12 protein-coding genes and 1 pseudogene are annotated in these 13,454 nt (G+C 66.0%); 7 read left to right on the top strand and 6 right to left on the bottom strand.

The genetic code is table 11. The features are described 5' to 3' along the window. Positions 1-328, top strand: a pseudogene (locus tag VIG90_RS11330) (hypothetical protein); the annotation flags it as partial. Between the two features lie 493 nt (positions 329-821). On the opposite strand, the gene VIG90_RS11325 reads toward VIG90_RS11330, so the two are convergent. After that, complete coding sequence (locus tag VIG90_RS11325) at positions 822-2,204, bottom strand: GntP family permease (RefSeq protein WP_331593627.1); 1,383 nt, start codon at positions 2,202-2,204, stop codon at positions 822-824. Positions 2,205-2,431: 227 nt separating this feature from the next. Further along, complete coding sequence (locus VIG90_RS11320) at positions 2,432-2,845, bottom strand: DUF983 domain-containing protein (protein ID WP_331593626.1); 414 nt, start codon at positions 2,843-2,845, stop codon at positions 2,432-2,434. Between the two features lie 302 nt (positions 2,846-3,147). Here VIG90_RS11320 and VIG90_RS11315 point away from each other — a divergent pair, with 302 nt between their 5' ends. Beyond that, positions 3,148-4,161, top strand: a complete 1,014-nt coding sequence (locus tag VIG90_RS11315) for an SDR family oxidoreductase (RefSeq protein ID WP_331593625.1) — start codon at positions 3,148-3,150, stop codon at positions 4,159-4,161. A gap of 340 nt (positions 4,162-4,501) precedes the next feature. On the opposite strand, the gene VIG90_RS11310 is transcribed toward VIG90_RS11315, so the two are convergent. Further along, entirely contained in the window at positions 4,502-6,262 is a 1,761-nt protein-coding gene (locus VIG90_RS11310; protein WP_331593624.1) for a thiamine pyrophosphate-binding protein, read from the bottom strand. Between the two features lie 155 nt (positions 6,263-6,417). Between VIG90_RS11310 and VIG90_RS11305 the strand changes: the two genes are divergently transcribed. The 5 genes from VIG90_RS11305 (at position 6,418) to VIG90_RS11285 (ending at position 10,625) form a co-directional block, all read left to right on the top strand. Next, complete coding sequence (locus VIG90_RS11305) at positions 6,418-6,600, top strand: hypothetical protein (RefSeq protein WP_331593623.1); 183 nt, start codon at positions 6,418-6,420, stop codon at positions 6,598-6,600. A gap of 6 nt (positions 6,601-6,606) precedes the next feature. Next, positions 6,607-8,007: an SDR family NAD(P)-dependent oxidoreductase gene (locus tag VIG90_RS11300; RefSeq protein WP_331593622.1), complete on the top strand. Its 1,401-nt coding sequence runs from the start codon at positions 6,607-6,609 to the stop codon at positions 8,005-8,007. 7 nt (positions 8,008-8,014) lie between these two features. Beyond that, positions 8,015-8,881, top strand: coding sequence for an SDR family oxidoreductase (locus VIG90_RS11295; RefSeq protein ID WP_331593621.1), 867 nt, complete (start codon positions 8,015-8,017; stop codon positions 8,879-8,881). Between the two features lie 117 nt (positions 8,882-8,998). After that, entirely contained in the window at positions 8,999-9,547 is a 549-nt protein-coding gene (locus tag VIG90_RS11290) for a GNAT family N-acetyltransferase (RefSeq protein WP_331593620.1), read from the top strand. A gap of 157 nt (positions 9,548-9,704) precedes the next feature. Further along, positions 9,705-10,625 carry a hypothetical protein gene (locus tag VIG90_RS11285; RefSeq protein WP_331593619.1) on the top strand — a complete coding sequence of 307 codons (921 nt, stop codon included), beginning with the start codon at positions 9,705-9,707 and terminating at the stop codon, positions 10,623-10,625. 99 nt (positions 10,626-10,724) lie between these two features. Here VIG90_RS11285 and VIG90_RS11280 read toward each other — a convergent pair whose 3' ends face one another. The 3 genes from VIG90_RS11280 to VIG90_RS11270 are packed head-to-tail and all read right to left on the bottom strand — an operon-like array spanning position 10,725 to position 13,446. Then, positions 10,725-11,894, bottom strand: coding sequence for a lipid-transfer protein (locus VIG90_RS11280; RefSeq protein WP_331593618.1), 1,170 nt, complete (start codon positions 11,892-11,894; stop codon positions 10,725-10,727). Next, positions 11,894-12,307: a MaoC/PaaZ C-terminal domain-containing protein gene (locus tag VIG90_RS11275; RefSeq protein ID WP_331593617.1), complete on the bottom strand. Its 414-nt coding sequence runs from the start codon at positions 12,305-12,307 to the stop codon at positions 11,894-11,896. The genes VIG90_RS11280 and VIG90_RS11275 overlap by 1 nt, the downstream gene beginning before the upstream one ends. After that, positions 12,304-13,446, bottom strand: coding sequence for an acyl-CoA dehydrogenase family protein (locus tag VIG90_RS11270; protein WP_331593616.1), 1,143 nt, complete (start codon positions 13,444-13,446; stop codon positions 12,304-12,306). The genes VIG90_RS11275 and VIG90_RS11270 overlap by 4 nt, the downstream gene beginning before the upstream one ends. Positions 13,447-13,454: the final 8 nt, after the last annotated feature.

The following is a 13,454-nucleotide window of genomic DNA, read 5'->3' as shown; positions in this document are numbered from 1 at the left end:
CCCCGGCCACACTCCCGGCGCGGCGTTCTACACCCTGACCAGCAACGGCCAGTCCCTCCATTTCATCGGCGATACCGTCCACGTGGAGGCCGTGCAGCTGCCCCGCCCTGCCGTCACCATCACCTATGATATCGACCCTGATGCCGCCCGCACGGTGCGCAAAACAGCCTTTGCCCGCCTTGCTGGCGAGGCCGCGCTCATTGCCGCGCCCCACCTGCAATTCCCCGGCGTCGGCCGTCTGCGCGCCTCGGCAGACGGCGGATATGACTGGGTGCCCATAGAATACCGCAACCGCGCCGAACCCGCCGCCCAAACCGCGGGCCGTTGAAGGGGCGCAGGGGTCTCAGGCCCCTACACCCCCGTCGTTTTTTTGAGCAACTTTCGAGCAGGACGCGTGTCCTGCGGTGAACAAAAGTGCGATCAACCAAAGGTCGAACGTCCGCGCATGACAGCATCGCCCGCGCCCGATAAAAAGCCCCATTCGCGGCCGAGCTTGAAACCCGGTTCCATCTGATCCGGCGGTTCAGAATGTTCGCCGTTCTTCCCCAAAGCTCTCACCGTTCCTGCCAGCCAAAGCACCCCTTTCCGGCAAACTGTCATATGTGACACTTTACCTTTAAAAGCCTATAAAATTACGAGCCAGAGCAACCCCGCCCTTATCTGAAATGCAAAGCATGTCTCCTTTTCTGCCATGCAGAGGGGCAAACCGCGCAGGTGCAGGCGCGGCCTAAAAAAGGAAGGGGGCGTAGGGGGGCATCTCTATTGTTTGTGCGCCTTCGCGCACGGCGACCCCCTGCAAAAAATTTGCTGCAAGCCCTGCCCTAAAACACCGCGAACAGAATGAGCGCCACAATTGTGCCAATGGCGGGCACAATCACGGTCAGCACGCCCACCGGCCCATAGGCGTCCCGGTGCGTCTCGCCGCACACGGCGCGAATGGTCGTCACCACATAACCATTGTGCGGCAGGCTATCGAGCGCACCTGAGGAGATGGCGACCACCCGGTGCAATTCCTGCGGGTCAACGCCCATGCCGAGATAATGCGGCGCAAGCAGCGGCAGGGCGATGGTTTGCCCGCCCGAGGCCGAGCCGGTCAGGCCCGCGATCACCGTCACCGCAATGGCCGCGCCAATAAGCGGGCTGCCGGGCATGGCGAGCCCTGCGTCCACCGCCGCCTGAAACGCCGGCGATAATTGCGCCACCGCGCCGAAGCCCACCACCGCGCAGGTGTTGGTGATGGCGATGATTGCCCCGGTGCTGCCGCGCGAAAAGGCTGCGGGCATTTCTGCTCGCCGGGCCATACCCACCAGCAGCGCAATCACAACGCCCGCGCCCAGCGCCGCCAGCAGCGCATATTTGCCCAGCGATTCCGCAGGTAGCAGCGGCTGGAGAAAACCCGGCGCTTCCGCCGGATACTGGCACAGCAAAAACACCGCCAGCACGGCCACCAGCGGCAGCAGGCTAAGCAGCGGGTTCGGCAGGGTTGCCGGGTCCATCGCCTCTGCGTCTCCGGCCCGTGCCTCGAACCGCTCGCCACGGGCCACGGCGCGGCGCACCATGCGGGCCAGCCACCAGTAGCCCAGCCCCGCCATCAGCACGGCGACCACAAGGCTTACCTCCCACGCCGCGTAGGCGTTGGTGCCCAGATACTGCATCGGGATGAGGTTCTGGATCTCGGGCGAGCCCGCCGAGGTCATGGTGAATGTTACCGAGCCGAACGCCAGCGCAGCCGGTATGAACCGGCGCGGCAGGTCAGCCTCGCGGAACAGGTGCACCGCCAGCGCATAGACCGAGAAGGCGACGATGAACACGCTCACCCCGCCGTAGGTCAAGAGCGCGCAGGCCACCACCACCGCCAGCACGGCGTGGCGGATGCCGATCCTGCGGATCGTCCACTGGGCAACGCTGGCGGCAGCGCCGCTGGCCCCCATCACCTCGCCGAAGATCGCCCCCAAGAGGAACATGAAGAACCAGTCCCGGAAGAAGCCGGTGAAGCCGTCCGTGTAGGCAGAGACGTAGTTCGCCTGTGTACCGCCAGCGCCCTGAATCTCGCCAACCGGTAGCCACGCAAGGCCGCTCGCCGCCGCCACGATGGCCGCGCAGAACGGTGCCGCGATGAGAATATTGAGGCCACGCACGGTCAGCCAGATCAAGAGACCCAGCCCGGTCATCAGCCCCAAAGCGCTGATCAGCGACGCCGTCATGCCGCCGCTCCGCACCAAACAGACACCCCGCCCCCCATGGCCGCCTCCCCCGTTGCGCCCGTCAGGCTTCTGCCTGACATTTCCCCCTTTAAGCAGCACGCAACATGGTACGGCGACCGGCAACAGCGCTGATCGTCAAAAACCTATAATATGATTGTTTATTGCCTGTCAACAGGTTTTTGTCGCCAAGGCAGCAGTGAGGGCCGGAAGCGAGCCCGAACGGGGCCTCAGGCCCCGGTCTTGCCCTCGCGCAGGCGGCGGCCCAGCTCTTCAGAGCCGGCCTGCTCCGCCTTGTTCACATACTGCGAGGCGACGATCCAGCCCTTCAGCGGGCGCAGGAACGCCATGCAGCCGAGCACGATCAGCGGGCCGGAGGTCAGCAGGTGCACCAGCCAGCCGGGCGAGTAGGCCAGCTCCAGCCAGATGGCGAAGCCCACCAGCGGGAAGGAGACGATGGTCATGGCGAAGAAGGCCGGGCCGTCGTCGGGCGAGGCGAAGCTGTAATCCAGCCCGCAAGCCTCGCAGCGCTTGGCCATCTTCAGCCAGCCGGCAAACATCTTGCCCTTGCCGCAGTGCGGACAACGGCCCAGCCCGCCGGTCTTCAGGATCCAGCGCAGCTTTTCCTTGCCTTCGAGTTCCATAAATCGTGCCTTTACGCAGTCGGTGCGGTCTTTGAGCCGGATGAAACATCCCACAGCCCGGAAAATGCACCCACAAAGGAAGTCAGGAGCCCAGGACTGATCCGGGAAGATCGGAAGAAGGCTCTGAGGTGCCACAGACTTAAGCATTGTCCGCCTGATTTAAAGTTACGTCATTGCCGCACCCGCCCCGTTGGCCTTCGCCTCCGGCCCGCACGCCCGGAAATCATTGGCTTTCCGCAATCAACCAACGGCCACAGTGTTCGTTCGCCACAGGGAAACGTTGCCGGAGAGGAGCCGACGCCATGTCTGATGACGCCCCCGAGTCCCCCGCCCGCCGCCGGGTCGTGAGCGGCATGGCCGCTGGTCTGGTGGCAGGCGTTGCCGCCCCGGCGCTGGCCCAGCAGGCGCAGCAGGGTGCAGGCGCTGCCACCGCCGCACCCATGCGCGATCCGACCACCGCCTATCCCCGCCCGCCCTTTCCCACGCAGCAGCAGCCGTGGCCCGGCCTTGCGGGGAAGATGACGCCAAGGCCTGATCATGGCGAGACCAGCTACAAGGGCTCCGGGCGGCTGGCCGGCCGCAAGGCGCTGATCACGGGCGGGGACTCCGGCATGGGCCGCGCCGCCGCCATCGCCTATGCCCGGGAGGGGGCGGACGTTGCCATCAACTACCTGCCGGACGAGGAGCCTGACGCGCGCGAAGTCATCCAGCTCATCACCGCCGCCGGGCGGCGCGGCGTCGCCATTCCCGGCGACATCCGCGAGGAAGCCTTCTGCAACCGCCTGGTCGAGGAAGCGGTGCGCCAGCTCGGCGGGCTCGACATTCTGGTGAACAATGCCGGCCGCCAGCAGAGCCATGACCTCTTCACCGAGATCACCACCGAGCAGTTCGACTGGACGATGAAAACCAACGTCTATGCCCCGTTCTGGATCACCCGGGCGGCGCTTCCCCACCTGAAGCCCGGCTCCGCCATCATCATCACCAGTTCGGTCGTGGCCTACGAGCCGCCCGAGAACCTGTTCGACTACGCCCAGACCAAGGCCGCCAACATGATCTACGCCAAGGTGCTGGCCAAGCAGCTCGCCAGCCGGGGCATCCGCGTCAATGCGGTCGCGCCCGGGCCGGTGTGGACTGCCCTTCAGGTCACCGGCGGCCAATCGCCGGACAAGATCCCCACCTTCGGTCAGGACACCCCCATGGGCCGCCCCGGCCAGCCCGTCGAGCTTGCCTCCATCTACGTCCAGCTCGCCGCCAGCGATGCCAGCTACGCCACCGGGCAGGTCTACGGCGCCACCGGCGGCCGCGGCGGCCCGTAAGGGCGCGCTGGCTGCGTGAGGGTTGCGGACGACCGAACCCCCACGGATGGCAGGCGCGGGCTGGCGGAGGGTCAGACACAGGCAGATGCGCACCCCCATGCCGAACCTCCGCCCCTCACCCTTTTTCCGGTTTTCCCGTTTCACGATTTTTCAGGGTTCTCGGTTTTCCCGTTTTCGGGTTTCCCGTTTCCCGGGTTTCTCTTTTTTTTCCCGCGTTTCCCGCTTTCCCGGGTTTCTCATTATTCCCGCGAAAAAAACCCACTGCCCCAAAGCTCGGCAAAGTGTCATACGTGACACTTGGGTTCACCTTGAACCGCCCGCATCAGGGGTGCGCCCCCCTTTATCCCTCCCACATCGTCCGCAGCGGTTCCGTCGCCAGCCGCTCGCGAATTTCATCCGCGCCGGGGGTGCCCTCCCTCAGCGCCTTTTCCATGTTCTCCACATATTTCTCGTTGCGCTTGGGCGGCAGCAGCGGCTCGTGGGTATCGATGACGGCCTCGATCAGCGCCGGGCCGTCATGGGCGAGCGCCGCCTCCACCACCGCCGCGCTGTCTGCCGGATCTTCCACCCGCCAGCCCTTGATGCCGCAACCCTCCGCCACCTTCACGAAGTCGATGGGCGTCAGGTCGCACTCATATTCCCGGTTGCCGAGGAACAGCATCTGCTCCCACTTGATCTGCCCCAGCGTGCCGTTGTTCAGCACCAGGAGCTTGATCGGCAGCCGGTAGCGGGCAATGGTCGCCAGCTCGCCCATCAGCATGGAGAGGCCGCCATCGCCCATGATGGCCACCACCTGCCGGCCGGGAAACGCCAGCGCCGCCGCCACCGCATAGGGAATGCCGCACGCCATGGAGGCGGATAATCCCGAGCCCACATAGCTCTGCCCGGCCTTGGCGTTCACATAGCGCGCCATCAGGCCGGTGTTGTGGCCGGAGTCAAAAACCACGATCGCGTTCTCGTCCAGCCGGTCCCCCAGATCACGCACGATGCGCCCCGGCGGCATGGGCGTGCGCGCCTCCTCCACGCTCGTGCGCAAGAGGTCGCGCCATTCCCGAGCCCAGCGCTGCGCCTCCTGCAGAAAACTGCGGTCGGCCTTTTCCTCCAGCTTCTCGTTGAGCGCGGCCAGCGTCTGCCGGGCATCGCCCGCCAGCCCCACCTCCACCGGAAAGCGCAGGCCGATGCGGGTCGGGTCCCGGTCGATCTGCACGCCCCGCGCCTGATCGGGCTTGGGGTAATATTCGATATACGGAAACGTCGAGCCCACGATCAGCAGCGCGTCGCACGCCTCCATCACCTCCTGGCTGGCGCGGGTGCCAAGCAGGCCGATACCGCCCGTCGTCAGCGGGTCGTCATCTGCAAGCAGGCCCTTGCCCAGCAGCGCCTTGATGATCGGCGCGCCGAGAATTTCCGCCGTGCGCTTCAGCTCGTCCACCGCGCTCAGCGCGCCCTGACCCGCCAGAATGGCGACCTTGCTTCCTGCGTTCAGCACCTCGGCGGCGCGGGCAATCTCATCCGGCGGGGCGCAGCGAATATCCTCGGCCCGCGCCAGAGACACGTGATTTTTCACGTTTCTGTCAGACGCCGTTTCGGCCTCTTCCGGCTCCTCCTGCACATCCACCGGCACGCTCAGGTGCGCCACGCCCCGGTGGCCCAGTGCATGGCGGCAGGCAAGGCTCACGGCGTTCTCCACGTGCCGCGCTCCCATCAGGCGGGCGCTGTAGACCGCCACGTCCATGAACACCTTGCTGTGGTCCACGTCCTGCTGGGTGAAGCTGTCGATCAGGTCATGATAGGGCGCGCCGGTAATGGCGATGACGGGGGCCCGGTCCAGCTTGGCGTCATAGAGCCCGGTCAGCAGGTGGGTGCCGCCCGGACCGGTGGTGGCAAGGCAGCAGCCCAGCCGCCCGGTCAGCTTGGCATGGCCCACGGCCGCAAAGGCGGCGGATTCCTCGTGCCGCACCTGAATGAAGCGGATGCGCCCCTGCCGCTGGCGAATGGCCTCCATGATGCCGTTGATGCCGTCCCCCGGCAGGCCGAAGATCGTGTCGACGCCAAAGGCCATCAGGGTATCGACGAGAATATCCGCGCCATTTCGTGCCATCCAACTGCTCCGCGTTGCCAAAAGCCTTCAGGCGAGAACTTCTCCCGGCCGCGCCTTGTTCCCGCCCCGAACTTTTTGCCTCCCCCTCACAACCGGCAGCGGCAGGGCCGCGTTACACCCTTGAGGGTCGCGTGCTTTCAAGTGAGGAGCCCCTGATGCAGCAGGACAGGAACAAGCCATCCACCCCCGACCGGAACCAGGCGCCGGAGTATGACGCCGAGGCCGTGCGCGGCGGGCGCATCATCCTGCGCACCAGGGCCCAGCGCATCATTTTCATTGCCGGCTTGGTCGGCATCGTCGTGCTCGCGTTTCTCATCCGTATCTTCGCATATGGATAAGCGCCGGTGCGTCTGCTCTGCGACGAGATGCTGGCCGGCCTTGCCCGCTGGCTGCGCGCCGCGGGGCATGACGTCGCCCTGTGCGAACCCCGGACGGACGACCGGCACCTGATCGACCGCGCCCGTACTGAACATCGGCTGCTGCTCACCCGAGACCGCACCTTGTCCCAGCGCGCGCCAGACATCGTCCTCCTGCTGCCCGAGCCGCTGGACGCGCAGGCCGAGGCCCTGACCCGGCACCTCGGCCTCAGCTGGCGGGAAGCCCCGTTTACCCGCTGCCTTGTGGACAACACGCCTCTTGCCCCCGCGTCCCCGCAGGCGCTGGCCACCCTGCCCGAGCAGACCACCCGCATGCCCGGCCCGTTCAGCACCTGCCCGGCCTGCCACCGGCTCTACTGGCCCGGCAGCCATGTCCGCCGCATGGCGGCGCGGCTCGACCGGTGGGCCGGGTTTGCACCAGCGGGGGGAACTCCGCCGCCTCCGAAGGGTTCGCTCGGTAAACCCGAGGGATTCAACATGGCTGAAAACGAAACGCGGCCGTTTGCTGTCGTGACCGGCGGATCGAGCGGCATTGGATATGAACTGGCGCGGCACTTCGCCATCAACGACTTCGCGGTGCTCATCGCCGCCGAAGACCCCGCTAAACTCGAGCAGGCCCGCACCGAGCTGGCCGTCACCGGCGCGGAGATCACCACCCACGCCAGCGATCTTGCAACCGAGGAGGGCGTTGCCAGCCTCTATGCCGCCCTTCAGGGCCGCACGGTCGACGTGCTGTGCGTCAATGCGGGCGTCGGCCTCAGCGGCCCGTTCGCCGAGACGGACCTCCAGCGCGAGCTGCGCATGATCGACCTGAACGTGCGCGGGGCCGTGCAGCTGACCAAGCTGGTGTTGCAGGACATGACCGCCCGCAACAACGGCAAGCTCCTGTTCACCTCCTCCATCGCCGCCACCCATCCGGCCCCGTTCGAGGCGGTGTACGGCGCCACCAAGGTGTTCCTGCGCTCCTTTGCCGAGGCGCTGCGCAACGAGCTTCAGGACACCCGCATTGGCGTGACCGTGCTCATGCCCGGCGTCACCGACACGCCCTTCTTCGAGCGTGCCGAGATGATGGACACCCGCGCCGGCACCATGGAGAACAAGGACGATCCCGCCGTTGTCGCCAAGGCCGCGTTCGATGCGCTGATGGAGGACCGGGACAAGGTCTATCCCAACGTCAAGAACCGGGTGCTGGGCGCGATCGGCGACACCATTACCGATCAGGCCGGGGCGCGCATGCACCGCGCCCTGTCCGAGCCGGGCTCCGGCACCGCTAACTCTTCCCCCTCCAAATCCGCGAATCCGAAACCTGCGAGCCCTGGCTCCACCAACCGCGACGCTGCCAACCCAAGTGCTGCCAACAAGGAGTAGGAACACAATGAACAAGACGGACGAAATCAAGCCGCCGCTTCCCGAACAGCAGCAGCCGGTCCCCGGCTCCACCGAGGAAATGACGCCCCGTCCCGACCATGGCGAGGAAAGCTACAAGGGCTCGGGCCGCCTCAAGGACAAGAAGGCCGTCATCACCGGCGGCGACAGCGGCATCGGCCGCGCGGTCGCCATCGCTTTTGCGCGGGAAGGCGCGGACGTGCTGATCTCCTATCTTCCGGAGGAAGAGGAAGACGCGCAGGAAACCGCCCGCTGGGTGGAAAAGGCGGGCCGCAAGGCCGTCCTCGTGCCCGGCGACATTCAGGACGCCGACCACTGCCGCGCCATCATCGACAAGGCGGTCAAGGAGTTCGGCCGCGTCGATATCCTCGTCAACAACGCCGCCTACCAGATGACCTTCAAGGACCTGGCCGAGATCGAGGACGAGGAGTGGGACCGCACCTTCCGCACCAACATCCACGCCATGTTCTACCTCACCAAGGCGGCGGTCCCGCACATGAAGGACGGCGGGGCGATCATCAACACCACCTCCGTCAATGCCGACATGCCGAACGAGACCCTGCTGCCCTACGCCACCACCAAGGGCGCCATCCAGAATTTCACCGGCGGCCTTGCCCAGATGCTGGCGGACAAGGGCATCCGCGCCAACTGCGTCGCGCCGGGGCCGGTGTGGACCCCGCTCATTCCCTCCACCATGCCGCCGGAAAAGGTGAAGGAATTCGGCAAGTCCTACCCTATCGGCCGCCCCGCCCAGCCGGCGGAGCTCGCGCCCGTCTACGTCATGCTGGCCACCGATGAAGCCAGCTACGTCTCCGGCGCAACCGTGGCGGTGACGGGCGGCAAGCCCTTCATCTGATGCCCACCCGGCGCGGCCCATCTGCTGCGCCGAACCAACCCTTGGTGCGGAACGTTACTATGGCAGGCGTTCCGCACCGCGACCCGGACGAAGGGCATCAGAAAGAAGGGCAACCCGATGACGGATACAGGCAAGACGGGCACAGGCTGGCAGCGCACCACGTGGACCGGCGTTGAGATCGATATCCGCACCGCCCGGCCGGATGACGAGCCGATCCTCACCGAGCTGTTCCGCAACGTCAGCCCGGAAGACCTGCGCTTCCGCTTCCTCTCCGGCCTGTCCCACGTGCCGCCCGAGCAGATCCGCCGCATGACACATGTCGATCATGAGACCGCCGAAAGCTACATCGCTTTCCTGAGAGAAAACCAGCTGCCCGTCGCCACTGGCATGCTGGCTGCGGACCCCACCGGCAAGCGCGCCGAGGTCGCCATTTCCCTCCATGCCGATTACCGTCAGCGCGGCATCGGCTGGGAAATGCTCTCCTTCCTCTCGGAACAGGCGGAAGCCCGCGGCATCGAGGTCATCGAATCCATCGAAAGCCGGGACAACCGCGCCGCGCTCGAGGTGGAGCGCAACATGGATTTCAAACTGGAGGCGATCCCCGGGGACTCCACCCTCGTCCTCGTCAGCAAGCGCCTCGGCAGCGGGAAAACCGCCCAGCCGTAATCCGGGCCGCCTGCCTCCGCAGGCGCATTTCTGCGCGCTGTCATCACTACGTCATCGAACACCCATAGGTCCGTGCCTTGCAGGAGTTGCAGCTCCGGCAGGCTATCCGCTCCGGTGGCCGCCGTAGCGCTCATCGGAAACGAAGGGTGATTTTGCGATGCGTAGTTTTCTCGGCCTTCTCTCGGCCATGACCCTGGGTCTGGCGGCGGCCTCGGCCTCTGCCGACACCGTCCGCTTTGCCGTCTTCGGCGATATTCAGCAGGAAACACCCGAAGGCCACGCGCGGGATCTGGCGCTGGCGGACGCCATCAATACGTCCGATCCCGAATTCACGGTATTCATCGGAGATATCCAGGGCGGCGGCCCCTGCACCGATCAGCAGCGCGAGGAAGCCGTCGAGGTGTTCGCCCGCATCAAGGGCCCGCTGATCTATACCCCCGGCGACAATGCCTGGACCGATTGCAGGCTTCCCGGCAAGGGCGACTGGGACCCGCTCGAGCGACTGGAGAAGCTGCGCGCCGCACTCGTCCCGCAGGGCCAGAGCCTCGGCCAGAACCCGATGAAACTCATCCAGCAGGACGGCGAATACCGCGAGAACGCCCGCTGGACGCGCGGCGACGTGGTGTTCGTCACCCTGCACCAGCCCGGCGGCAACAACGGTGTTTATCCGGACCGCTACGCCTTTGAGGAATTCGAGCGCCGCAACGCCGCCAACGTCGCATGGCTGAAGGCCGCCTATGACGAGGTGAAAACCAAAAAGGCGCGCGGGCTTGTCGTCTTCTTCCACGGCAATCCGGGCTGGGACCAGATCTACTGGAAAGCCACCGCCTACCGAGATTTCAAGTCGCTCCTCGCTCATGAGGGCGAGGCGCTGGGCGTGCCCATCCTCGCCGTGCATGGCGACACCCACACCTTCACCATCGACAAGCCGCTGAAGTTCAAGGACGGCCGCACCAAAGCCTCCCACGTCACCCGGCTCGAGGTGTTCGGCTCGCCTCATCGCGGCTACGTGCTGGTGGCCGCCGATCCCCGCAATCCCGAGCTTTTCAGCTTCACCGCGGTCGAGATGAAGAAATAGCGCTGGCCTTCACGTAAAAAACGGACCGGGTTTTCACCCGGTCCGCCATCACCGCTTCCGAGGGGGATGTTGCGTCAGGAAGCGGCCAGCCCCGCAAAGTTAAGCAGCGGAGAGAATGAGCCCGCTGGTCGGCACGCCCGTCCCTGCCGTGACCAGCACGTTGCGCACGTCCTTGGGCTGGTTCACCGAAGTGCCGCGGGCCAGCCGCACGCCCTCGGCCACGCCATTCATGCCGTGGATATAGGCCTCGCCCAGCTGGCCGCCGTGGGTGTTGATCGGCAAACGGCCGCCCAGCTCGATGTTGCCTTCGCGAATGAAATCCTTCGCCTGGCCTTGCCCGGCAAACCCGAAGGCTTCCAGCTGCGGCAGCACGAACGGCGTGAAATGATCATAAAGGATCGCCGCCTGAATATCGTCCGGCGACATCCCGGCCTGCGCGTACAGTTGCTCGGCAACGATGTTCATCTCCGAAATGCGGCTGATGTCCTCGCGGTAGTAGCTGGTCATCATGTGGCTGTCATCGCCCGCGCCTTGCGCCGCCGCGCGAATGACCACCGGCGTCTGCTTCAGCTTCTTCGCCCGCTCGAGCGAGGTGACGACCACCGCCACCGCGCCGTCGGACTCCTGGCAGCAATCCAGCAGCCGCAGCGGCTCGACGATCCAGCGGCTGTTCTGGTGGTCCTCAAGCGTGATCGGCTGCTGGTAGAACCAGGCATTGGGGTTGGTGGCGGCGTGCTTGCGCACCGCAACCGAAACCCGGCCGAAGTCCTCGCTGGTCGCGCCATACAGGTGCATGTAGCGCTGCGCCTGCATCGCCACCCACGAGGCGGGGGAGATCAGCCCGAACGGCGTGTACCAGCCGAAATGCGCCGTCTCGGCCGTCGGCATCGGCGGCGGCGTGTGCCCCGTGCCGAAGCGGTACTGCGAGCGCTCGTTCATGGCGCGGTAGCACACCACCACCTCGGCAACGCCGGTTGCCACCGCCATCGCCGCGTGCAGGAGCGGCGCGCAGGCCGCGCCGCCGCCGTAGTGGGTGCGGCTGAAGAACTTCAGCTTGCGCCCGCCGATCGAGCGAAACAGCTCGATCTCCGGGTTGTTGTCCATGGTGTAGGTGGAAATGCCATCCACCTCGGCCGGGTCCAGCCCTGCCTCGGCCAGTGCCGAGAGCGTCGCCTCCACCGCCAGCCGCATTTCTGACCGGCCGCTGTTCTTGGAAAATTCGGTCGCCCCGATGCCAACGATCGCGGCCTTGTTGGAGATGCTCGTCATCAGCGCGCCCCTTCTGCAAATCCGATTGTGACGGTCGAGGCGACATGCTCGCCGATGCTGTTGCGGCCGGACACCTTGATGTCAGCCGTGCGCGCGTCTGTGTCGACAGAGTCCACGACGCCCGTCATGCGCATGGTGTCGCCCACGAAGTTCGGCGCGCCCAGCCGGATCTTGATCTTGCGGATGCGGGCGTTGCTCCCGGCCCAGTCGGTCACGAACCGCTGCACAAGGCCGTTGGTCGTCAGGATATTCATGAAAATATCCGGCACGCCCGTGGTCTTGGCCAGTTCCTTGTCGTGGTGCACCTTCTCGAAATCGTTGGTGGCGATGGCGCCTGCCACGATCTGCGAGGCGGTTACGGCAATTTCCAGCTCGGGCAGCGCCTGCCCGGCAGTCACTTCGTCGAAAGTCATGCGTCGACTCCGGAAAGGGGTTTGATCGTGCCAGCGGCAATCTGGCGTCCAATTTCTGCAAGCAGCGGCTGCGTGCCGCTCAGGGAAAGCTCGACCCGCTTCGCCGCCAGGAAAAAGCGATGGATCGGATAATCCACGTCCGCGCCCATGCCGCCATGCAGGTGCTGGGCGCTGTGGGAAATCCGGTGCCCGCCGATGGAGGCCCAGTATTTTGCCGTGGCAATTTCCGCGGCAGCCTCGCGGTTCTGGTCCAGCAGCCACACGGCACGCATCATGGTGGAGCGCATGGCTTCCAGGTCGATGAACCCGTCGGCCACCCGGTGCTGCACCGCTTGCATGGAGCCAAGCGGCCGGCCGAACTGCACGCGCTCTGACGTGTAGGCCGCCGTGCGGCTCAGCGCTTCCTCGCACAGGCCCACCTGAATGGCCGCCAGCATGGCCCGCGCCCGGTCCACCATCCAGCTGATGATCTGTCCGCCCTGCTCGGCCGAGCCCAGAAGGTCGCCGTCGTCCAGCTGCACGCCGCGCAAATGCAGCTCGGCCTGCGGCTCGGAGGTCGCGCCGCGCTGGGCCTCCAGCTCGACGCCGGGCAGTGCCGGGTCCAGCACGAACACCGCCGTGCCGGTTTCGGTGGATGCGGTCACCAGAATGCGGCTGGCCTGCGCGCCGTAAGGCACCGCCGTCTTCACGCCGTTCAGGGTCCAGCCGTTGCCGCTGCGGGTGGCCCGCACCATGGGGCGGGAATAGTCGTGGTTGCCCACTTCCTCCAGCGCCGCCGTCAGCACGGTCCGGCCCGCCGCCACCTGCCCCAGCAGCGCCTTCTGCTCGTCGTTGCCGAAGGCTGCGATGGGCAGCGCACCCAGCACCAGCGTTTCGTGCAGCGGCAGCGGTGCCAGCGTGCGGCCCTGCTGCTCCAGCAGCAGCCCCAGCTCCAGAAGGCCAAGCCCCAGCCCGCCGTGCTCCTCGGGTATTGCCAGCCCCAGAAGCCCGGCCTCCGCCACGGTCTGCCACAGGGCAGCGTCAAATGGCTCCCCGCTGGCCTCGAAGGTCTTCAGGCTCTGGTCCGTCACCGCATCCGTCAGAATGCGCGCCGCCAGGTCCTTCAGGCTGACCTGATCTTCGGTGAGAGAAAAGTCCATGGGTGTTC

The sequence above is a fragment of the Pedomonas sp. genome, from assembly GCF_036515995.1.
In the GTDB taxonomy this organism is placed as follows: domain Bacteria; phylum Pseudomonadota; class Alphaproteobacteria; order Sphingomonadales; family Sphingomonadaceae; genus Pedomonas.
Note: the sequence above shows the minus strand (reverse complement) of the source record. Positions and strands in the feature narration are given on the sequence as shown.